Raw genomic sequence first — 20,912 nt, 5'->3', positions numbered from 1 at the left:
CTTCCCCGGATCAGCTCGCGTCCTGCAGCACGCTCAGCGCGTACTTCAGGTCGTCGGGATAGTCGCTGACGAAACGCACCTCGTCGTGGGTGCGCGGGTGCAGGAAGGACAGCTCGCGGGCGTGCAGCCACTGACGGCCGAGCTTGAGCCGGGCGGCCAGGGCCGGGTCGGCGCCGTACTGCGTGTCGCCGACGCAGGGGTGCCGCATCGCCGAGAAGTGCACCCGGATCTGGTGGGTGCGGCCGGTCTCGAGCTTCACGTCGACCAGGCTGGCCGAGCGGAACGCCTCGACCGTGTCGTAGTGGGTGACGCTCGGCTTGCCGGTCGACATCACCGCGAACCGGTAGTCGGCCGTCGGGTGCCGGTCGATCGGCGCGTCGATCGTGCCCCGCAGCGGGTCGAGGTGGCCCTGCACGACCGCACGGTAGCGCTTGTCGACCTCGCGCTCCTTGAAGGCCCGCTTGAGCGCGCTGTACGCCATCTCGCTCTTGGCCACCACCATGATGCCGGTGGTGCCGACGTCCAGGCGGTGCACCACGCCCTGCCGTTCGGCGGCGCCGCTGGTGGCCACGTTCTGACCCATGGCGGCCAGACCGCCCACGACGGTCGGGCCGGTCCAGCCCGGGCTGGGGTGCGCGGCCACGCCGACCGGCTTGTCGACCACCACGATGTCGTCGTCGCTGTAGATGATGCCCAGGCCGTGCACCGGCTCGGCCACCAGGGCGGGCGCGCTGACCGGGGCGGGCAGCGTGACCTCGAGCCAGGCGCCCGCGCTGACCTTGTCCGACTTGGGGCGCGGGATGCCGTCGACCAGCGCGTCGCCCGATTCGACCAGGGTCGCGGCGGCCGTCCGGGACAGGCCGAACAGCCGCGAGACGGCCTGGTCGAGCCGCATGCCGTCGAGCCCGTCGGGAACGGGGAGCGAGCGTTGTGAGTTCACTTCTTCTTCCGTACGGAGATCCGGCTGCCGTCCCGCTGCCGGCCCGTCAGCTCGAGCAGCACCGCGAGCACCACGCCCACGCTGAGGCAGCTGTCCGCGATGTTGAAAACGGCGAAGTATTCCGCGTACGGGCCGAAGAGGCTCACCATGTCGACGACGTGCCCGTGCAGGAAGCCCGGGGCGCGGAAAAGCCGGTCGATCAGATTGCCGAGGGCGCCGCCGAGCACGAGGCCCAGGGCCAGCGCCCACGGCAGCGAGCGCAGCCGGGTCGCCATGTAGCCGATCCAGCCGATGACGATCAGCGTGATCACCGGGAACACCCAGGTGTAGTCGCTGCCCAGGCTGAAGGCCGCCCCGCTGTTGCGCAGGAGCGACAGGTAGATCAGACCACCGAGGATGCGGACCGGGTGGCCCTCCTCCAGGTTCTCGGTGGAGAGCCACTTGACCCACTGGTCGAGGGCCACGGCGACCACCGCGGTCGCGCCCAGCACCGCCACGGCACGGCCGCTGAGCCGGGGCCTCGGCCCCGGCGCCGGCTCGTCCACCGCGGTCGCGCCCGTTGCCTCGTCGGCGTTCAGCGTCGTTCCTCCAGCTGCTTGCAATGCACACACAGGGTCGCGGAGGGGAACGCCGCCAGTCGCTCGACCGGGATCGCGTTGCCGCACCGCTCGCACCAACCGTAGTTGCCCGCTCCGAGCCGGTCGATGGCGCGTTCCACCTGTGTGATCCGCTCCAGCAGATTGTTGGCCAGAGTGATCTCTTGCTCACGCTCGAACGTCTTGGTGCCGGTGTCGGCCTGGTCGTCGCCGGCCGAGTCGGCGAAGCGGTCACGCTGCAGCTCGGTGAGCTCGCTGATCGACGTGTCGTACTCGGCCTGCAGCTCGTCGCGCCGCTCGACCAGGGCCACGCGGATCTTCTCGGTCTCGGCGGCGCTGCGGGTCCGCTTGCCGGCGCTCTTGTCGTCGCTGGTCGCTGACGCCCTGCTGCCGGTTGCCTTGGTGCCGGTTGCCTTGGCCATGGTCGCTCCCTCATCCGCCCTGAGCGGCGATCAGCGTGCGTACGAGCCGCGGCCCCCGCCAGGAAGGCGCGCCGGCCCTTTTCCGTCGGCGTTGCTCGCCGGCCGGTTCCCCCACCGGCCGGGCAATGCCGTAGATCTTCCCCCACCGGGCACTGCGGCGCGGCCGAACCAGCCGCCAGCACTCCAGTGGGTGGCAAGGATACGGAACGTATACCGGACCGACAACAGCCCGTACCGGATCATGCTCCCTAATTCCGGCAAATCTTCCCGAAACATGCCGTCGGATACTAGATATTGGCGGGATCCTCCTCGCCCTCCTCACCGAACCAGCGGGCCAGCCGGCCGCGGCGGCTGACCGCCCGCAGGCGGCGCTCGGCGACGTCCCGCACGGCGGCGGTGGCCACGATCAACAGGGCGTCGCCGGTCCGCAGCCGGGTGTCCGGGCCGGGCACGAAACCGGCGCCGTCCCGCACGACCAGGGTGACCGACGCGCCCGCGGGCAGCCGCAGCTCGTCGATGTGCACCCCGGCCAGCCGCGACCCGTCGCTCACGTCCATCTGCAGCAGGTCGGCGTTCATGCTCTCCAGCGGCGCGGTCTCGACGTGCACCTCGGCCGCCTCGCCGGGAGCCGTCACCCCGAGCATCCGTGCGGCCGGGCCCAGGGTGCTCGCCTGCACCAGCGTGAAGATGATGACCAGCACGAACACGGCGTCGAAGAGCCCTTCGGCGCCGGGTGTGCCGGCCGAGAGCGGGATCGTGGCCAGCACGATCGGCACGGCCCCGCGCAGGCCGGCCCACGACAGGAAGGCACTCCCCCGCCAGCCCACCCGGTTGCCGGGGCGGCGCGGGCCGCGCACGGGCCGGGCCAGCACGGCCGCGATCACCACCGACAGCGGGCGGGCCAGCAGCACCAGGGCCACCCCGGCGACCAGGGCCGGCACCAGCGCCTCGTCCAGCCGGCTGGGCGAACTGAGCAGGCCGAGCAGCACGAACAGCCCGATCTGGGCGACCCAGGCCAGGCCGTCGGCGAATCCGAGGATGGCCCGGCGGTGCGGGATCCGGCCGTTGCCCAGCACCACGCCCGCGACATACACGGCGAGGAAGCCCGACGAATGGGCGACGGCCCCAGCCGCGTACGCGAGAACGGTGAGACCCACCGCCGCGATCGGATAGAGACCGGCCGACGGCAGGGCGGCGTTGCGCAGCAGCCAGCGCCCGGCCGCGCCCACCGCGAACCCGATCGCCGCCCCCGCCATCAGCTCGTAGGTGAGGATCAGCAGCTCGTACCACCACGGGTGCATCTGCGACAGGTCGGCGCTGAGCAGCACGACCAGCAGCACCACGGGCGCGTCGTTCATGCCCGACTCGGCCTCGAGCGTCGCCACCAGCCGGGGCGGCAGCCGCAGCCGGCGCAGCGTGGCGAAGACGGCGGCGGCGTCGGTCGACGACAGCACCGCGCCGTAGAGCAGGGCCAGCTGCCAGGGCAGGTCGAGCAGCAGGTGGACGACGACCCCGACCACCGCGATGCTGACCGCCACCCCCACCGTGGCCAGCGAACTGGCCAGGCCCAGCACCGGCCGCAGCGTGCTCCAGCGCGCGGTCAGCCCGCCCTCGGCGATGATCACGATGAGCGCGCAGAAGCCGAGCGTGCGGGTGAGCTCGGCGTCGTCGAAGCGGATGCCCAGCCCGGCCTCGCCGATGAGGATGCCGATGGCCAGATAGACGAGCAGGCTCGGCAGCCCGACCCGGGTCGAGACCCGCACCGCGGCCACCGCCACCAGCAGGACCGCGGACCCGATGAGGAGCGCGTAGTCCAGCCCGCCGGTCACGGCGTGGCCGTGCCGTCCCGCAGCGCGCTCAGCCGGCCCGCGACCCCGGCGCCGGGCGCGGCCACGGTGAACACCTTGTCCCGGCTCGTGGCGCCGAGCCGCAGCTCGACGTCGGCCGGGCGCACCCCGAGCGCGCCGGCCAGGGCCCGCCGCACGGCCTCGGTCGCCTTGCCGTCCACCGCCGGCGCCCCGACGGCGATGATCAAGGCCGGGCCGTGCGGTCCGTCGTAGCGTCCGCCGACGCGATCACGGCCCGCGCCCGGCCGCACTCGCACGGGCACGGAGAGGGCATCGACGTCAGGCGGAGGCACGCGGCGCTTGACCATGCCTCATTGTGCCGATCGATATCCGCCCCCGGGAGATCCCGAGCGCGCGGAACGGGCCGAAGCGCACGCGAAAGCCGACGCGAGCGGGAAGCGGAACCGCGCGGAACGAGCCCGAGCGCGACTGAGCCGAAGCATCAACTAGCCGAGCGCGCGGGAAAGCCGACCGCGCGGGAACGCGAGAACGGCCGAATTATGTGCGGGCAGCGCGAGGGCGGGGCCGGCGGCTCAGCTGCGGGCGGCCGCGCCGACCAGGCGGTCGACCGGGCGGCACAGACCGCACGGGCTGAAGCCGAGCTCGACCGCCTCGCGGACCGGGATCGGCTCGGTCAGGCGGCCGACCAGGCTCGGGCACTCGGGCACGTGGTAGCGCGGCCGGCCGTCGACCACCAGCACCTCGGCGTCGAGGCGGGCCACGCGCACGGCGTCGGCCGGCTGCACCGCCTGGGGCAGCGGCTCGTCGTCGGGGTCGTCGGCGGCAGGCTCGTCGAACTCGTCCTCGGCCTCGTCCACGTCGTCACGCCCGCCGACAGCGTCACGGCCACCAGAGACGTCCTGGGAGGTCTCGCGGTCGCGGAAGTCATCATCGCGACCGCCGGAAGCCTCGCGAGAAGCGTCCCCGCGGCCATCGGAAGCGTCGCGGAAAGCGTCGTCGTGGAAAGCGTCGTCGGAGGCGGAACTGCGGGCCGAGTTGATGGCGGCCGACGCGCGGTCGTAATCAGGATCTTCGGCGACGCGCGTCTCATCTGCTGACAAATCGCCCGCAGGCTGCTCGGACCGCTCGGCGGCGAAGCCGGGCTGTTCCACGAACTCTGTGCGGGCGGCCGAGAAATCGGGACCGGCGGACGGCTTGGCCGCGGCCACGTCGGCCGGGTCGAACTGGACCGTCTCGCGCTGGTCGTCGCCGTAGTCGCCGGCGGTGCGGCGGCCGGCCATCTCGTGGGCGGCCGCGGCGAACTCGGGTTCGGCCACGTAGACCGCGTTCTCGTCGGTGTCGTCCTCGGCGAGAGGGGGCGCGGCGGGCGCGGCCCGCCGCGCGGCGGCGGCCTGGCGGGCGCCGATGACCAGGAAGACGGCGGCCAGCAGACTGGCCACGATGGAGCTGATCAGCAGGGCGCTGGACCCGCCGGTGAGGCCCAGCACGAGCAGCGTCACCGCGACGAGGATGAGCAGCAGGCTAACAACGATCATGGCTCATCCTCGTCGGGGTTCCGGAGGGAGTGCGGAAGCTCAGCGCCCGGACTCGATGGCGTTGCGGCCACCGTAGGAACCGGCCAGGCCGGCCGCGGCGAGACCACCGCTGCCGCCGACGGCACGCCCGGAGTCGGCCCGCGACATCTCGGCCTCGAGCCCCTGGCCCCGGCCGTCGAGGTCGCGCAGCTGGCTCTCGAGGTAAGCCTTCAGGCGCGTGCGGTACTCGCGCTCGAACTGCTTCAGCTCCTCGATGTGCTTCTGCAGCGCGGACCGCTTGGCGTCGAGGCCGCCCATGGCCTCCTGGTGACGCTGACGGGCGTCGCGCTCGAGGGCGTCGGCCTTGGCGCGGGCCTCGCGGGTGACCTCTTCCGCCTTGGAGCGGGCGTCGGAGAGGAGCTTGTCGGCCTCGCGGCGCGCGTCGGCGACGTGGTCGTCGGCGGTGCGCTGGGCCATCATGAGCACCCGCAGGGCCTGCTGCTCGCCGTCGGCGCCGGCGCTCGCGGCGCCACCGCCGGCCGGACCCTGGGCCCGGACCTGCTCGAGCTCGGCCTGCATCTGGCGCGCGGCCTGCTCGGCCTGCGCCTTGTCGCGCTGCACGCGGTCGAGCTGGGCCTTGACGTCGTTGAGCTCGGCCGCGAGGCGCGGGTCGGCGCTCGGACCGGCTGGCGCGCCACCCCGACCGCCGCGCTCCACCTGGGCGCGCAGCTCGTTGTTCTCCTCGATCAGACGGGCGAGTTCACGCTCCACCTCATCAAGGAAAGCGTCGACCTCCTCCTCGTCGTACCCCCGCTTGCCGATCGGGGGCTTCTTGAAGGCGACGTTATGAACGTCGGCCGGGGTCAGCGGCATCGAAACTCCTCGGGTCAGTCGCGGCCGCGGTTGGGGCTGCTGTTTAGCTGAAGTTCAGGATCAATCTTTGAAGCACGAACCTCATGAGCACGAACAGGATAACCAGCAGCACGATGGAAGCCAGGTCCAAACTCACGTTACCAATGCGCAGCGGGGGGATCACACGCCTCAACGCCTTGAGGGGCGGATCAGTGACGCTCCACACCGTTTCGAGTCCCGCCGACGCCCCACGACCGGGTTGCCACCGACGACCGTACTGGAGTACCGCACCCAGCACGAACCTGGCAAGGAGGACCAAGAAGAAGATGTAAACGACTAAATACAATATTTGGAACACGATCGAGAGCACTCGTGCGGATCCCCCATCTGGGTGGCGGGCGCGCGGGCGCCCGCCTCAGGCCTGACCGAAGAACCCACCCTCAGCGATCTTGGCTTTGTCCTCAGCGGTGACCTGGACATTCGCCGGTGAGAGCAGGAAAACCCGGTTGGTCACGCGCTCGATCGTACCGCGAAGGCCGAAGGCCAGCCCGGCGGCGAAGTCGACCAGCCGGCGAGCGTCACCTTCATCCATTTCGGTGAGATTGATGATGACCGGCACGCCGTCGCGGAAGTGCTCCCCGATCGTGCGCGCCTCGCGGTAGGTGGTCGGGTGCAGCGTCGTGATCTGGTAGCGCTGCTCCTCCTCGACCGGGCGCGGGCGGGGCTCCGGCTGGTGCACGGCCTGCGGCGCCAGGGCGAGGTTCTCCCGCGTGGAGTAGCTCAGCGCGGACGAGCTGTCACTGACCGTGGAGGGCCGGGTGATCGACCGGACGCTGGCCCGCTCCGGACGCTCGGCACGTTCCACCCGATCGTGGTCGTCCACGTCGGCGTGCGCCGACAGACGGTCGGACCCGCGGCTGCGCTCCGTGCGCGCCCGCGGCACGGGGCGCTCGTCCTCGAGCTCTTCCTCGTCGGCGAACTCGTCGTCGGAGTACCGGCTTCCCGAGTACCGGTTCCGAGGACGGTAGGGGCCTTCTTCGTATCCGTTGTCGTACCCGCGGTCGTCGTCCTCCTCGACGAGGCCCAGCCAGACGCCCGCCTTCCGAAGCGCGCTCATGCCTTCACCCCATCACGCCACGACGCGTTGACCCGACCAGCCATGTGCCCCCACCTTCGTCCGCCGCGCGGAACGCACCCCCTCGGCGTTACCGCATTCCCCCTTTGCACGGTCGGAAGCTCCGATGCGGACCCTCGTCCCGTGGCGTGCCGCGCCGTCGACACGAGCGACCGACGCGGATGATCTTGAAACATTCCCGCGTACGGTTGTCGCGTAAACAACACCCATGTAGTTTGCTGCCCGCCGCAAGGCTACCGCAGCGGGTTTCGCATTCCGAGCAAAGAAGTGCCGATCCGGACGTGTGTCGCGCCGTGCCGGACGGCCGCCTCGAGGTCCCCGCTCATGCCGGCCGAGATGGCGGTGGCCCCCGGATGGGCCTTGACCAGCCGCTCCGACAGCCCGTGGAGCACTTCGAAGGCCCGATCGGGGTCCCAGTCCATCGGCGCCACCGCCATGACCCCGCCGAGTCGCAGGCCCGGCGCGGCGGCCACCGAGTCGGATACCCGCCAGAGATCATCACCGGCCGCGCCGCCGCGGGCCGGGTCGCCGTCGATGCTGACCTGAATCAGGATCTCGACCGGGGTGGTGCGCCCCTCGGCCGCTCGGGCCAGGGCCTCGGCCAGGCGCACCGAGTCGACCGACTCCACCACATCGGCGTACGCCAGAACCGAGCGGGCCTTGTTGCGCTGAAGCTGACCGATGAAGTGCCACCGCGGGGTGCCCCCGGCCGCGCGCGCCTCGGCCGCCTTGGGACCGGCCTCCTGATCGCGGTTCTCCCCGACGTCGGTGACGCCGAGCCCGGCGAGCAGCACGACATCGCTCGCCGGGTACGTCTTGGTGACCGCGACCAGGGTGACCTCGCCCGCGGTCCGGCCGGCCGCCTCGCAGGCGCGCGCGATCCGGCCGTTCACCTCCGTCAAGGCGGCGGCCAGCTCGGACCGCCGTCCCTCGTCCGTCACGACGACCTCGAGAGCCGTTCGTCACCGAAATGCGTCACGACAACTCCGTCATGCCGGCCTCAGGAGCCGTTCTTCAGGAAGTCGGGCACGTCGACGTCGTCGAAGAGCACCCGGCGCGGCGTCGGCGTGGTGGCCGGCGGCGGCGTCGTGGTGGTGGCGGCCGGGGCCGTCACCGTGCCGGCCGGGGCCGGCGGCGTGGTCGCCGCCCGCTCGGCCGGCTGCTGGATGACCTTGCGGGCCGGCTCGGACGGCTTGTACGAGGGCGTGCCCCCGTCGAAGCCGGCCGCGATCACGGTGACCCGCACCTCGTCGCCCAGCGCGTCGTCGATGACCGCGCCGAAGATGATGTTGGCGTCGGGGTGGGCCGCGTCGGTGACCAGCTGGGCGGCGTCGTTGATCTCGAACAGGCCCAGGTCGGACCCGCCGGCGATGGAGAGCAGCACGCCGCGGGCGCCGTCCATGCTCTGCTCGAGCAGCGGGCTCGAGATCGCCTTCTCGGCCGCCTCGACCGCGCGGTTGTCGCCGCGGGCGCTGCCGATGCCCATGAGCGCGCTGCCGGCGCCGCTCATGACGCTCTTGACGTCGGCGAAGTCGAGGTTGATGAGACCCGGCGTGGTGATCAGGTCGGTGATGCCCTGCACGCCGGAGAGCAGCACCTGGTCGGCCTGACGGAACGCGTCCATCATGCTTATTCCGCGGTCGCCCAGCGCGAGCAGCCGGTCGTTGGGGATCACGATGAGCGTGTCGCACTGGTTGCGCAGCTCGTCGATGCCGGACTCGGCCTGCACCTGGCGGCGCTTGCCCTCGAACGAGAACGGCCGGGTGACCACGCCGATGGTGAGCGCGCCGAGCTTGCGGGCGATGTTCGCGACCACTGGCGCGCCGCCGGTGCCGGTGCCGCCGCCCTCGCCGCACGTCACGAAGACCATGTCGGCGCCCTTGAGCACCTCCTCGATCTCGTCGCGGTGGTCCTCGGCGGCGTTCTTGCCGACCTCGGGCTGGGCGCCGGCGCCGAGGCCCCGGGTCAGCTCGCGGCCGACGTCGAGCTTGACGTCGGCGTCGCTCATCAGCAGCGCCTGAGCATCGGTGTTGATCGCGATGAACTCGACGCCTTTGAGCCCGACCTCGATCATGCGGTTCACGGCGTTCACGCCGCCGCCACCGATACCGACGACCTTGATGACCGCCAGGTAGTTGTGGGGAGGTGTCATGGGCTCAGCCTTCCCTTCCAGGGTTGTGGATGTCGTGGGGTCCCGTGCGGTCCGGCCAGACCGCACCTTCGACACCCGCTGCCGGACAAGGGAGGGCGAGGAAACCCTCACCCTCTACTAGAGGCTTAGGTTTATGTCAACCACTCAGCCCCTCGTGGCAACGTAAGCGGAGTTCCGACGTCAACCAAAGACCCGGCGCGGCGTGTCGGCGCCCGCTTAGGTGGCGAAAATCCGACCGACCCGTAACCTCAGGCGCTTTGAGACGTTTCGGCCCGAATGTCCGCTTAAGACCAGATGTTAGCGGATCGTCACCACGGACGGGGCGCTGACGTCGATCTCCTGCCCGTCCTTCTTCAGCAGGGCCGTCGCCACCTGGCTCTTGGTCTCGCTCTGGGTGTCGTCGCCCCACACCACCGTGCGGTCCTTGCGGAGCTCGAGGCGGATCTGGGCCGGCGTCTTCACCGACACCGCCAGCACCTGCTCGCGCAGCTCCTCACTGAGCGAGCCGAGCACGGTCAGCGCGGACAGCGTGTTCAGGTCGGACGGCCCGGGAAAGTCGACCCGGACGAGCGGCAGCCCCGCCGGCGCCTCTTTCACCTGGCGGTACGGCACACCGGCCCGGTCGATGACGGAGAACTGCCCGTTCTGCGGCACGACGGCCACCGGGGTCCGCTCCACCACCTCGACGATCAGGGTGGACGGCCAGCTGCGGCGCACCACCACCCGGTCGACCGGGGCCAGCCGGCCCACCCGGCCCCGCACGGCGCCCAGGTCGACCCGGGCCAGCGGCTGGTCGCGCGGCACGGCGGCGGCCTGCTCGACCTGCACCGGCGCCAGCAGCTGGACGCCGACCACCTTGACCTCGCGCACGCCGAGCACCGACGTGCCGTAGACCAGCCAGGCCACGCCGCCGGCCACGAGCAGGATCCCGGCGGCGACGGCCCACGGCAGCGCGGCCCGCATCTTGCGCTGGCGGGCGCGGGCCATGAACCGCCGCGCGGACGACGGCACCGCGTCGGTGCCGGCCCGGACCAGCCGCCAGTTGCGTCCCCCGCTCATGTCTTCCTAACGACGGTCGGCGTCGTCGAGTGCGGCCAGCAGCTCGTCGCCCATCAGCGAGATCGGCGGCGCGCCCATGGTGACCACCACGTCGCCGGGCCGGCTGCGCCGCACGACCTCGGCCGGCACGTCCTCCCAGTCGGGCACGAACACCTTCTGATCGGCCGGCAGGTCGATGGCCGCGGTGAGCGCCACCCCGCCCTCGCCCGGCCCGCGCACCTCGCCCGGCCCGAACACCTCCATGCAGATCACCTGGTCGGCCAGCCCCAGCCCGCGGGCCAGCTCGGCCTGCAGGTCGCGGGTGCGATAGACCCGGTACGGCTGGAACACCACCAGCAGCCGCCCGTCCCCGGCCACCTCGCGCAGCGTGCGCAGCGCCGCCTCGACCGAGGTCGGGTGGTACGCGTACTCGTCGTACACCCGAACGCCGGCCGCGATGCCCTTGCGCTCGAAGCGCCGGCGCACCCCCGGGAACGACGCCAGCGCCTCGACGATCTTGTCGAGCGGGAGGCCCAGCCGCAGCGCCGTCAGCACCGCGGCCGCACTGTTGAGGCCCATGTGGCGGCCGGGCAGCGACAGCCGGATCTCGCCCAGCGGCTTGCCGTCGAGTTCGGCCGAGTAGCGGACACCACTCGCCGTCGAGACCACGTCGCTGATCCGGAGGTCGGCTGACGCGCTCTCGCCGTACGTGTAAACGGTCTTGCCCTTGGCCCGCAGCGCCGCGATGAGGTCTTGCGTGCCCTCGTCGTCGGCGCAGGTGACCACGAAGCCGTCGGGCGCGGCGAGCTCGGCGAACTGCAGGAACCCGGCCTTGAGACCCTCGAGGTCGCCCCAGTTGTTGAGGTGGTCGCCCTCGATGTTGGTGATGATCGCGACGTGCGGCCGGTAGATCAGGAACGACTTGTCGCTCTCGTCGGCCTCGACCACGAAGTGCGGGCCGGTGCCGTGGTGGCCGTTGGAGCCGGCCTCGCTGATCTCGCCGCCGATCACGAAGGACGGGTCCTGCCCGGCGTGCTGGAAGATCACCGTCATGATCGACGTGGTGGTGGTCTTGCCGTGCGTGCCGGCCACGGCGATCGCCTGCCGGTTGGTCATGGCGGCGGCCAGCGCCTCGGACCGGTGCAGCACCCGCAGGCCGCGCCGGCGGGCCTCGGCCAGCTCGAGATGGTCGTACGGGATGGCGGTGGAGTAGACGACGGTGTCGACGCCGTCCAGGTTCTCGGCCACGTGGGCCATGTGGATCGTGCCGCCCAGCGCCCGCAGCCCGGCCAGCGCCGGCCACTCGCGCAGCTCGCTGCCCGAGACCGGGACGCCCCGGGTCAGCAGCAGGCGGGCCAGCCCGGCCATGCCCACCCCGCCGATGCCGATGAGGTGCACGTTGCCGAGGTCTTCGGCGGTCAGTTCGCCGGCCGGCCTGAGCTCCGCGGTGTTCACAGATCCACTCCCTTGATCAGCAGGCTCATCGCGCCTTGGCCACCGCTTCGAGAACGAATTCGAGCAGGGCCTCGTCACCGTCGCGACGACCGTACCGGGCGGCGGCGTGGCCCATCGCGGCGAGGCGCTGCCTGTCGCGCGCCAGCGGGATGATGTGCTGCTCGATCCACTCGGGAGTGAGTTCGGCGTTGTCGACCAGCACACCGCCGCCCGCCTCGACCACCGGCAGGGCGTTGCGCTTCTGCTCCTGGTTGCTGAACGGGTAGGGCACGTAGACGGCCGGAACGCCCAGCGCGGTCGTCTCGGCCACGGTGATCGCGCCGCTGCGGCAGAGCATGAGGTCGGCCGCCGCATAACCCAACTGCATGTCCGACAGGTACGGGATGACCTTGTACGGCACGGGCAGGTCGGCCGGCACGTCGAACGGGTCGTTACGCCCGCCCTGCACGTGCAGCACCTGAATGCCGGAGTGGGACAGCCGCTTGGCCGCCGCGGCGACGGCCAGGTTGATCGTGCGGGCGCCCGACGAGCCGCCCGAGACGAACAGCACCGGCAGGTCGGGGCGCAGCCCGAACTGGTAGAGCGCCTGCGGCCGCAGGGCGGCCCGGTCGAGGTGGGTCAGGGCGGTGCGCAGCGGGACGCCGACGACCCGGGCGTCCTTGAGCGATTCGGCCTGCTGGGGCTGCGTCGGGAAGCCGACGGCCACGTTCTTGGTGAACCTCATGCCCATCCGGTTGGCCACGCCCGGCGGCACGTTGACCTCGTGGATGACGATCGGCGTCTCACGCCGCCAGGCCGCCAGGTAGGCCGGCACCGACACGTAGCCGCCGAAGCCGACCACGACGTCGGCCTGCACCTCGTCGAGGATCTTGCCGGCCGCGTGGGCCGACTTCCACATCCGGTCCGGCGTGCGCAGCAGGTTCATGTTGACCGAGCGCGGCAGCTGGAAGGCCGGGATCACGCGCAGGTCGTAGCCGGCCGGCGGGATCAGTTCGTTCTCCATGCCCTTCGGGCTGCCCAGCGTGGTGATCCGCACCTCGGGGTAGTGCCTGCTCACCGCGTCGGCGAAGGCGAGCAGCGGATAGATGTGACCGCCGGTGCCTCCCCCGGCGAGCACGACCGACCGCAGCAGCCCCATCACCGTCTCCCATCCGCCCCCGCACCAGCCTTTGCCTGAGTCGGCTTCGCCGGCCGCCGCGACGGGGGAAGCGGCGGCAGCGGGGCCCAGACTAGCCGTACCCATCGAGCGGGCGGACGCGCGTTCAGCGCCAGTGACGCCTGCGGCTCGGCGCGGGCGAACGAGGCCAGCATGCCGACCGCCGCCATGGTGACGACGAGGGCACTGCCACCTGCGGAGATGAAGGGCAGCGGGAGGCCCGTGATGGGCAGCATGCCGGTCACGCCGCCGATGTTGATCACGGCCTGGGCCACCAGCCAGGTGGTGATGGCGGCCGCGGCCAGCCGGCGGAACGGGTCCTGGGAGCGGCGGGCGATCCGGAAACCGGTGTAGGCCAGCACCGAGAACAGGGCCAGGACGACCGCGCAGCCGACCACGCCCAGCTCCTCGGCCACCACGGCGTAGATGAAGTCGTTGTCGGCCTGGGGCAGCCAGTTCCACTTGAGCGCGCCCTTGCCCAGCCCGACCCCGAACCAGCCGCCCTCGAAGATCGCCGAGCGGGCCTGGATCAGCTGGTAGCAGGGGCCGTCGAGGTCGCACGACTCGATCGGCTGCAGGAAGTTGGTGAGCCGGGCCAGCCGGTAGTTCTCCTCGCCGGCCTGGCCCGAGCCGGCGCCGCCGGACGCGGCCGCGATCAGCAGGCTGATGCCGGCCAGGCCGAGCACGCCGAGGGCGGCGAAGACCCGCAGCCGTACGCCGGCCGCCCACAGCAGGCCGATGATGAGCGCCAGCAGCACCAGCATGCTGCCCAGGTCGTTGTAGCCGACCAGCACGAACAGCAGGCCGACGACGGGGAACAGCGGGCGCGACAGCTCGCGCCAGTGCCCCAGCGCGGGACCCTTGCGGGCGATGACGGCGGCCCCCCACAGCACCATGCCCAGCTTGGCGAACTCGGCCGGCTGGAGGCCGATCGGGCCGAAGTAGAGCCAGAGCAGCTCGGCGTGGACCGGGCCGATGCGCGGCTTGTCGAGCAGGCCGACCGACTTGAGCGCACCCAGCAGGTCGAGGATGCACAGCAGCACGATGGCCGCGCCGAGCACGATCTTGCCCAGGTCGCGCAGCGTGCCCGCGGGCAGCCGCTGGCAGACCCAGAACGCGACCAGGCCGAGCAGCGCGAACACGGCCTGGTTGGCGATCGCGCTGAAGGCGTTGCCGTTCTCGGCGTACGCCTTCACGCTGGTGGCCGAGAAGACCATGGTCAGGCCGATGAGCAGCAGCAGGCCGGAGCTCGCGAGCAGCAGATAGTAAGAGGAGAGCGGCCGTGCCAGGAGCCCGTGCACCGCGGGCAGCAGCTGCCGGCTCAGTGACGGGCGGGGTGCCTGCTCAGTCCGATCCGCCATGCCCTCATCTTCGTCCCGGCGACACGCCAAGCCCCGTCAAGAAGCCTGGCGTGTCGTCAAGAGAGATCTATCCCATGGTGGCGAGGAAGTCTGAATAGAACAGTCCCAGGCCGATGGCCACGCAGATGCCGGCCACGATCCAGAACCGGACCACGATGTTGACCTCGCTCCACCCCGCCAGTTCGAAGTGGTGCTGCAGCGGCGACATGCGGAACACCCGCTTGCCGGTGGTCTTGAACGAGATGATCTGGATGACCACGGACATCGTGATGATCACGAACAGGCCGCCGATGATGACCGACAGCAGCGTGGTGCGGGTGGCCACGGCCAGGCCGCCGATCAGGCCGCCCAGGCCGAGCGCGCCCGCGTCGCCCATGAAGATGCGGGCGGGCGAGGTGTTCCACCACAGGAAGCCCACACAGGCGGCCGCGGCCGCCGCGGCGATCATCGCGATCTCCAGTGGATCCCGCACCTGGTAGCAGTAGTCGTTGACCCGGGCGTAGTCCGAGTCGCCGCACCAGTGGCGGTACTGCCAGAAGCCGATCAGCGAGTACGACCCCAGCACCAGGATGGACGCGCCGGTGGCCAGGCCGTCGAGGCCGTCGGTGAGATTCACGCCGTTGGACATCGACATGATGACGAACACGAAGACCAGCACCGAGCCGACCTTGCCGACGTCGAGCCAGCTGATGTCGCGGATGAACGAGATGTGCTCGCTGGCCACCGTCTCGCCGTTGGTGCTGGGCACGTAAAGCGCCACGATGGCGAACGCGCCGCCGACGATCAGCTGGCCGAGCAGCTTGCCCTTGGCGCTCAGCCCGTCGGAGTTGCGGCGGCGCACCTTGAGGAAGTCGTCCAGGAAGCCGACCACGCCGCAGAAGACGAACAGGCCGAGCAGCACGAGCGCCGTCATGGTCGGCGACTCCTGCGCGATCTGCCGCTCGGGCAGCGTCGTCAGGGCCACGTGCCCGGCCGCGTAGGCCAGGACCGTCGCGATGATGAAGACGACCCCGCCCATCGTGGGCGTGCCCTTCTTGCCCTGGTGGCTGGCCGGTCCGACCGAGCGGATGGGCTGGCCGGCCTTGAGCGCCGTGAAGACGCGGATCGCCACCGGCGTGCCGAACAGCGAGATGATGAACGCGACCGCGGCCGCGACGATGACTGCCCTCACGGGCGAACCTCCTCGGGACGCAGTGAGTCCACCACGTCCCACGTGCGGTACCGGGAACCCTTGACCAGCACGACGTCGCCGCCGTCCAGGCCACCCGCCAGGATCTCGATGGCCGAGGCCTGGTCGGGCACGACGACGGCTTCGCCCTTCCAGCCCTCGACGGAGTGCGCGCCGTCGGCCACCGGGGCGGCTTCGGCGCTGACGGCGATCAGCCGGTCCACCCCGAGCTCGGCGGCCAGGCGGCCGACCTCCTCGTGCCCGGAGCGCTCGTGCTCGCCCAGCTCGGCCATGTAACCCAGCACGGCGGTGGTGCGGCGCCCGCCGGCCATCGAGGCGAGCGCGCGCAGGGCGGCCGCCGTCGAGGACGGGTTCGCGTTGTACGAGTCGTCGATGACCACGGCGCCGTCGGGCCGGGTGAAGACGTCCATCCGCCGCACCGAGGCGATGCCCACCTCGCCCAATGCCGCCGCCACGTCGTCGAACGGGAGGCCCGCCGACAACGCCACGCCGGCCGCGGCCAGGGTGTTGGCCACCTGGTGGCGCCCGGCGACCGAGAGCATCACCTCGGCCGATTTGTCCGAAAAGTGCAGTGAGTAGGACGCACGGCCAGCACCATCGACGACGACGTCCGAAGCCCGCAAATCCGACTTTTCCGATTCGCCGACAAGCAGCACCCGGGCGGAGGTTCGGGGAGCCATACCGGCGACCAGCGGATCATCGGCGTTGAGCACCGCCACGCCGGTCGAAGGAAGCGCCTCCACCAGCTCACCCTTGGCCCGAGCGGTGCCCTCGACGGATCCGAACTCACCGAGGTGCGCGGCCCCGATGTTGAGCACCGCCCCGATCGACGGCCGCGCGATGTCGGTCAGGTACCGGATGTGCCCGATCCCCCGCGCGCCCATCTCGAGCACCAGGAAGCGCGTCTCCTCGGTGGCCTGCAGCACCGTGTACGGGAAGCCCAGCTCGTTGTTGAGCGACCCCGGCGGCGCCACGGTCGGCCCGAGCCGCGCGAGCAGCTGGCCGATGTAGTCCTTGGTCGTCGTCTTGCCGTTGGATCCGGTCAGCCCGACCACGGTCAGCTCGCCGAGCCGCCCGACCACCGCCTGGGCCAGCGCGGCCAGCGCGGCCAGCGGCTCCTCGACGACGACGCCCGGCTGCCCGGTGTCACGCGTGCTCAGCACGGCCGCGGCGCCCGCGGCGACGGCCCGGCCGGCGTACTCGTGCCCGTCGACCTTCTCGCCCTCGAACGCGACGAACAGGCCGCCCGGGCCGATCTTGCGGGAGTCGTACTCGACTCCCCCGGTGACCGCGAGATCCGGTTCCGCGTTCACCACGCGGCCGCCGGTGATCTGCGCGATCTCCCCCAGCGTCAGACGGATCACGAGTTTCCCCCGGCCGCGGCGGTCAGCGCCGCGGCGAGCTCGATCCGGTCGTCGAACGGCAGCATCTGCCCGTTCACCTCCTGGCCCCGCTCGTGCCCCTTGCCCAGCAGCGCGATCACGTCGCCGGCGGCGGCCAGCCGGACCGCCTCGTCGATCGCGGCGCGCCGGCCCGGGACTTCGATGATCTTCGCAGCGGCCCCGGACTGCTCGGCCCCGGCCCGCACCGCCGCCCGGATCTCGCCCGGATCCTCCGTGCGCGGGTTGTCGTCGGTGACGATGACCAGATCGGCGCCGCGGGCGGCGGCCGCGCCCATCAGCGGGCGCTTGTCCTTGTCGCGGTCGCCGCCCGCGCCGAGCAGGCTGATCAGCCGCCCGCCGCGGCTGGTGGCGAGCTCGCGCAGGGCGGCCAGGGCGGCCACGATGGCGTCGGTCTTGTGCGCGTAGTCGACGACGCCCAGCACCTCGCCGGGCGCGCTCACCCGCTCGAGCCGCCCGGGCACTCCCGCGCAATCGGCGATGCCGTCGGCCGCCACCCGCGCGTCGATCCCGGCCGCGACCAGGGCGGCCAGGGCGAGCAGGGCGTTGGCCACGTTGTGCCGGCCGGGCAGCGCGACGCCAGCCTCGACCTCGACGCCGGGGCCGTGCGCGACGAACCGCTGGCCGAACTCGGACGGGCGGACGTCGGTGGCCCACCACGTCGCGGCGGGGTCGCCGGCCGCCGAGTAGCTGATCGTGCCCGGCTTGAACAGCGGCCGCAGCGCCTGGTCGTCGAAGTTGAGCACCTCGAACCGGCAGCGCCCGTCGAACAGCTTGGCCTTGGCCGCGAAGTAGTCGTCGGCGTCGGCGTGGAAGTCGAGGTGGTCGAGGCCGAAGTTGGTGTAGCCGCCGACCGTGAAGCCGATGCCGTTGACCCGGCCGATGGCCAGGGCGTGGCTGGACACCTCCATCACCACCGCGCCGACCCCGCGTTCCAGGCCGGCGGCGAGGACGGCGTGCACGTCGGTGGCCTCGGGGGTGGTGCGCACGCTGTCGACGACCAGGTCGCCGATGCGCGTCTCGACCGTGCCGATCAGCCCGGTGACCACGCCGGCCGCCCGCAGACCCGATTCCACCAGGTACGCCGTGGAGGTCTTGCCGGCCGTGCCGGTGATCCCGATCATCGTGAGCCGCCCCGACGGGTCGCCGTAGATCGCCGCCGCGGCCGTGCCCAGCACCGCCCGCGGGTCGTCGGCCACCAGCACCGGCAGGCCCGCGGCGACCGCGGCCGGGTGACCGGCGGCGTCGGTCAGCACCGCCGCCGCGCCGGCCGCGGCCACGTCGCTGATGAACTCGGCGCCGTGCCGGTGGGCGCCCGGGAGCGCCGCGTAGAGATCGCCCGGGCGCACCGCGCGGCTGTCGTGCGTCACGCCCGTGACCTCGGCATCGACGCCGGTCAGGGTGGCCGGCAACAGCGCGGCCAGCCGGGCCAGCCGGTACGGAGCGACGGAATCGGGACGGGGAATGCCGGGCACGGCGTCAGACCCTACCCCGTGCCCGGGTTCGTACGGAAAACGCCATGCGAAGCCCTGGGGTGGTTGACCGGGTCACGGGTGGATCTTGAACGTCGGCGCCTTGGAGCTCGACGGCGGCACCCGGTTGTGCAGCAGCGTGAACGCCATCATCTTGGCGAACGCCGGCGCCGCCACGTCGCCGCCGGTGCCCTTGGGCACATCGGCCGACACCGCGATCACGTACCGCGGGTTCTCGGCCGGGGCCATGCCGATGAACGAGCCGTAGTTGGCGCTCGTGTACTGCCCGTCGATGAGCCGCTTGCCGGTGCCGGTCTTGCCCGCCACCCGGTACCCGGGAACCGCCGCCTGCCGGCCGGTGGCCCCCTTGTTGTCGACCACTGCCTCCATCCACGTGCGCACCTGGGAGGCCGGGCCCGGGTCGAGCACCCGGTGCCGCTCCGGCGCGGCCGCGTTGGTCACCTTGCCGCCCTGACCCGAGATCATCGCCTTGATCATGTGCGGCTGGACGTACTCGCCGTCGTTGGCGATGGCCGCGTAGCCGGCCGCCATCTGGATCAGCGTGGCGTCCACGCTCATGCCGATCGGCACCGAGCCCGACGCCGAGCCGCTCCACTCGTCCGGCCCGAGGATCCGGCCGTCCGCCTCGCCCGGCATGCCCTCGCCGGTGGCCTTGCCCAGCCCGAACTTCTGCTGGTACTCGATGACCTTGTCCTTGCCGAGCCGGTCGGCGATCAGGATCGTGCCCACGTTGGACGAGTAGGCCAGCAGGCCGGGCATCGTCATCTTCGTGCCCTTGTCCTGCGGGTGGCCGTCCTGGAAGCGATAACCTCCGCGCTCGATGGCGGGCCCGATGGTCAGCACCGAGTCCGCGTTGATCACGCCTTCCTGCAGGGCCGCGCCGAAGATGAAGGCTTTGTGGATCGAGCCCGGGTCGGCCACGATGCTGCTCGGCACGTCCTCGCGCTCGGTCGGCTCGTAGTCGTCCGGCTTGGCCGCGTTGTAGGCCGGGTAGCTGGCCTGGGCCAGCACCTCGCCGGTCTTCACGTCGAGCACGACGGCCCCGCCGATGTAGGCCTTCACCTGCTTCATCTGCTCGGCCAGGATGCGCTGCACCTCGTACTGCAGGTCGCCGTCGATGGTGAGCTGCAGCGAGGTGCCGGGCTGGGGGTCGGTGTGCTTCTCGAACCCGCCCGGGATCGGCTTGTTCAGGTCGCCCTTGCCGATCTCGAACTTGCGCTGGCCGTCGGTGCCGCGCAGCAGCGAGTCGTAGCGCGCCTCGAGCCCTTCCAGGCCCGAGTTGTCGGCGCCGGTGAAGCCGATCAGGTTCGCGGCCAGGTCGGCGTTCGGCACGTCGCGCCGCTCGTCCTCCTTGACCACGATGCCGTCGAGCTTCATGGCGGCGATCCGGTCGCCCTTCGAGATGTCGACACCCTGGGCCAGGTATTCGAACCGGGACTCGCCGCCGCCGGGCCGGTTGTGCGGCGTCATCAGCGGGATCAGCTTGGACTGGGCGACGCCGATGATCGGCGACAGGATGGCCGCCGTGGCGGCCGGGTCCTTGACCAGTTCCGGGTCGGCGCCGACGAAGCGCGCCTCGACGCTGTGGGCGAGCACGGTGCCGTCGCGGTCGAGGATGCTGCCCCGGTCCGCGGGCAGACGCACCTCGGCCAGCCGGCTCTCGCGCAGTTCGAGCAGCCGCGCGGCGTCCTGATCGGATGCCCCCACCTGCAGAATCACCAGGCGGATGCCGATCATGACGAACATCGAGAGCGCGACCACGGCCCCGATCCGCAGACGGCGGGTGCTGTTGGCCAGCTTGGGCGGTTCCTGCGTGACCGCACGGACGGCGCGGTCGACCCGCGGTCCGCTCACGGTCCGTCGTGGTCCGGGTTTCCCCTGCGTACGTGGTGAGGCCGTGACACGCCCGGGCCGGGCCGCCTTGGTGGCGGTCGTCCGGCCGCGACCCTTGTCGGCCACCGTGCGTGCGGCCGAGCCGCCGCGGGCGGTGGTCCGGGTGGTCGCGCGGCCCCGCCGGCGGTCGAGCTCGTCGTCCACCTCGTCGTCGAAGTCCGGCTCGGGCCGGCGGCTGCGCGGTGGCTTCTTGTCCTTCTCCGGTACGGGCGGCGCCTCGCGCTCCACCGTGGAGCGGCCGCGCCGGGGCGGCTGACCGCCGTCGAGCACCTGCAGCGCCGGGCGGAACGGGTCGGAGGTGCGCCCGGCCCGCGGCGAGCGGGTGCGCTGGTCGCGTTCGGCCACGGTGCGCCCGCGCGGGGTGTAGGCCCGCGCGTCGCCGATGCCGCCGAAACCGCGGCTCGCCTGGCCCGTGCTCGCGTCGCCCTCGGCGGGCAGGTCACGAGACGTGCCGCGCCGGGGCTGAGCGCCCCGGCGCGGTGGAGTGTCGTCGGCCCGCGGCATCCGG

19 protein-coding genes are annotated in these 20,912 nt (G+C 71.8%); all 19 read right to left on the bottom strand.

Going from position 1 to position 20,912, the window contains the following annotated elements; translation table 11 throughout:
* Positions 1–10 precede the first annotated feature (10 nt).
* Positions 11–895 carry an RluA family pseudouridine synthase gene (locus OWR29_RS11880; protein WP_267563253.1) on the bottom strand — a complete coding sequence of 295 codons (885 nt, stop codon included), beginning with the start codon at positions 893–895 and terminating at the stop codon, positions 11–13.
* Between the two features lie 41 nt (positions 896–936).
* Complete coding sequence (lspA, locus tag OWR29_RS11875) at positions 937–1,542, bottom strand: signal peptidase II (RefSeq protein WP_438872581.1); 606 nt, start codon at positions 1,540–1,542, stop codon at positions 937–939.
* A complete protein-coding gene (locus OWR29_RS11870; protein WP_267562746.1) occupies positions 1,515–1,958 on the bottom strand; it encodes a TraR/DksA family transcriptional regulator in 444 nt (147 codons plus the stop codon). Before OWR29_RS11870 ends, lspA begins: the two co-directional genes overlap by 28 nt.
* Before the next feature lie 287 nt (positions 1,959–2,245).
* Positions 2,246–3,787 carry a potassium/proton antiporter gene (locus tag OWR29_RS11865; RefSeq protein ID WP_267562745.1) on the bottom strand — a complete coding sequence of 514 codons (1,542 nt, stop codon included), beginning with the start codon at positions 3,785–3,787 and terminating at the stop codon, positions 2,246–2,248.
* Positions 3,784–4,113, bottom strand: coding sequence for a DUF167 domain-containing protein (locus OWR29_RS11860; RefSeq protein ID WP_267562744.1), 330 nt, complete (start codon positions 4,111–4,113; stop codon positions 3,784–3,786). The genes OWR29_RS11865 and OWR29_RS11860 overlap by 4 nt, the downstream gene beginning before the upstream one ends.
* A 225-nt stretch (positions 4,114–4,338) precedes the next feature.
* Entirely contained in the window at positions 4,339–5,301 is a 963-nt protein-coding gene (locus tag OWR29_RS11855; RefSeq protein WP_267563277.1) for a hypothetical protein, read from the bottom strand.
* A 39-nt stretch (positions 5,302–5,340) separates the two neighbouring features.
* Positions 5,341–6,153 (bottom strand): DivIVA domain-containing protein, encoded by an 813-nt coding sequence (locus OWR29_RS11850; protein WP_267562743.1) that lies wholly within the window; start codon positions 6,151–6,153, stop codon positions 5,341–5,343.
* 43 nt (positions 6,154–6,196) lie between these two features.
* A complete protein-coding gene (locus OWR29_RS11845) occupies positions 6,197–6,502 on the bottom strand; it encodes a YggT family protein (protein WP_221376109.1) in 306 nt (101 codons plus the stop codon).
* Between the two features lie 45 nt (positions 6,503–6,547).
* Positions 6,548–7,249, bottom strand: a complete 702-nt coding sequence (locus OWR29_RS11840) for a cell division protein SepF (protein WP_267562742.1) — start codon at positions 7,247–7,249, stop codon at positions 6,548–6,550.
* A gap of 251 nt (positions 7,250–7,500) precedes the next feature.
* Positions 7,501–8,208, bottom strand: coding sequence for a YggS family pyridoxal phosphate-dependent enzyme (locus OWR29_RS11835; RefSeq protein WP_267562741.1), 708 nt, complete (start codon positions 8,206–8,208; stop codon positions 7,501–7,503).
* A 59-nt stretch (positions 8,209–8,267) separates the two neighbouring features.
* Complete coding sequence (gene ftsZ, locus OWR29_RS11830) at positions 8,268–9,419, bottom strand: cell division protein FtsZ (protein ID WP_267562740.1); 1,152 nt, start codon at positions 9,417–9,419, stop codon at positions 8,268–8,270.
* A 297-nt stretch (positions 9,420–9,716) separates the two neighbouring features.
* On the bottom strand, positions 9,717–10,478 hold the full coding sequence (locus tag OWR29_RS11825) for a cell division protein FtsQ/DivIB (protein ID WP_267562739.1): 762 nt from the start codon (positions 10,476–10,478) through the stop codon (positions 9,717–9,719).
* 6 nt (positions 10,479–10,484) lie between these two features.
* Positions 10,485–11,912: a UDP-N-acetylmuramate--L-alanine ligase gene (gene murC, locus OWR29_RS11820; protein WP_267562738.1), complete on the bottom strand. Its 1,428-nt coding sequence runs from the start codon at positions 11,910–11,912 to the stop codon at positions 10,485–10,487.
* A 25-nt stretch (positions 11,913–11,937) separates the two neighbouring features.
* The gene (gene murG, locus OWR29_RS11815; RefSeq protein WP_267562737.1) at positions 11,938–13,050 is read right to left on the bottom strand and encodes an undecaprenyldiphospho-muramoylpentapeptide beta-N-acetylglucosaminyltransferase; all 1,113 of its coding nucleotides are present in this window, start codon (positions 13,048–13,050) and stop codon (positions 11,938–11,940) included.
* Positions 13,050–14,429, bottom strand: a complete 1,380-nt coding sequence (locus OWR29_RS11810; protein ID WP_267562736.1) for an FtsW/RodA/SpoVE family cell cycle protein — start codon at positions 14,427–14,429, stop codon at positions 13,050–13,052. Before OWR29_RS11810 ends, murG begins: the two co-directional genes overlap by 1 nt.
* Before the next feature lie 67 nt (positions 14,430–14,496).
* On the bottom strand, positions 14,497–15,600 hold the full coding sequence (gene mraY, locus OWR29_RS11805; RefSeq protein WP_267562735.1) for a phospho-N-acetylmuramoyl-pentapeptide-transferase: 1,104 nt from the start codon (positions 15,598–15,600) through the stop codon (positions 14,497–14,499).
* A complete protein-coding gene (locus tag OWR29_RS11800; RefSeq protein ID WP_267562734.1) occupies positions 15,597–16,982 on the bottom strand; it encodes a UDP-N-acetylmuramoyl-tripeptide--D-alanyl-D-alanine ligase in 1,386 nt (461 codons plus the stop codon). Before OWR29_RS11800 ends, mraY begins: the two co-directional genes overlap by 4 nt.
* On the bottom strand, positions 16,979–18,493 hold the full coding sequence (locus OWR29_RS11795) for a UDP-N-acetylmuramoyl-L-alanyl-D-glutamate--2,6-diaminopimelate ligase (RefSeq protein WP_438872580.1): 1,515 nt from the start codon (positions 18,491–18,493) through the stop codon (positions 16,979–16,981). Before OWR29_RS11795 ends, OWR29_RS11800 begins: the two co-directional genes overlap by 4 nt.
* A 72-nt stretch (positions 18,494–18,565) precedes the next feature.
* A complete protein-coding gene (locus tag OWR29_RS11790; protein ID WP_267562733.1) occupies positions 18,566–20,908 on the bottom strand; it encodes a peptidoglycan D,D-transpeptidase FtsI family protein in 2,343 nt (780 codons plus the stop codon).
* Between the last annotated feature and the right edge of the window lie 4 nt (positions 20,909–20,912).

Origin of the sequence: Paractinoplanes pyxinae (genome assembly GCF_026626335.1) — a bacterium.
Taxonomy (GTDB): domain Bacteria; phylum Actinomycetota; class Actinomycetes; order Mycobacteriales; family Micromonosporaceae; genus Actinoplanes; species Actinoplanes pyxinae.
The sequence above is the reverse complement of the archived record's forward strand: the minus strand, read 5'-3'. Positions and strand labels throughout refer to the sequence as shown.

Bases quoted from the DNA above. Each gene is read 5' to 3' on its own strand.
- OWR29_RS11880 (WP_267563253.1), bottom strand. From the start codon at position 895: ATGCGGCTCGACCAGGCCGTCTCGCGGCTGTTCGGCCTGTCCCGGACG.
- OWR29_RS11870 (WP_267562746.1), bottom strand. From the start codon at position 1,958: ATGGCCAAGGCAACCGGCACCAAGGCAACCGGCAGCAGGGCGTCAGCG.
- OWR29_RS11860 (WP_267562744.1), bottom strand. From the start codon at position 4,113: ATGGTCAAGCGCCGCGTGCCTCCGCCTGACGTCGATGCCCTCTCCGTG.
- OWR29_RS11855 (WP_267563277.1), bottom strand. From the start codon at position 5,301: ATGATCGTTGTTAGCCTGCTGCTCATCCTCGTCGCGGTGACGCTGCTC.
- OWR29_RS11850 (WP_267562743.1), bottom strand. From the start codon at position 6,153: ATGCCGCTGACCCCGGCCGACGTTCATAACGTCGCCTTCAAGAAGCCC.
- OWR29_RS11840 (WP_267562742.1), bottom strand. From the start codon at position 7,249: ATGAGCGCGCTTCGGAAGGCGGGCGTCTGGCTGGGCCTCGTCGAGGAG.
- ftsZ (WP_267562740.1), bottom strand. From the start codon at position 9,419: ATGACACCTCCCCACAACTACCTGGCGGTCATCAAGGTCGTCGGTATC.
- OWR29_RS11825 (WP_267562739.1), bottom strand. From the start codon at position 10,478: ATGAGCGGGGGACGCAACTGGCGGCTGGTCCGGGCCGGCACCGACGCG.
- murG (WP_267562737.1), bottom strand. From the start codon at position 13,050: ATGGGGCTGCTGCGGTCGGTCGTGCTCGCCGGGGGAGGCACCGGCGGT.
- OWR29_RS11810 (WP_267562736.1), bottom strand. From the start codon at position 14,429: ATGGCGGATCGGACTGAGCAGGCACCCCGCCCGTCACTGAGCCGGCAG.
- OWR29_RS11790 (WP_267562733.1), bottom strand. From the start codon at position 20,908: ATGCCGCGGGCCGACGACACTCCACCGCGCCGGGGCGCTCAGCCCCGG.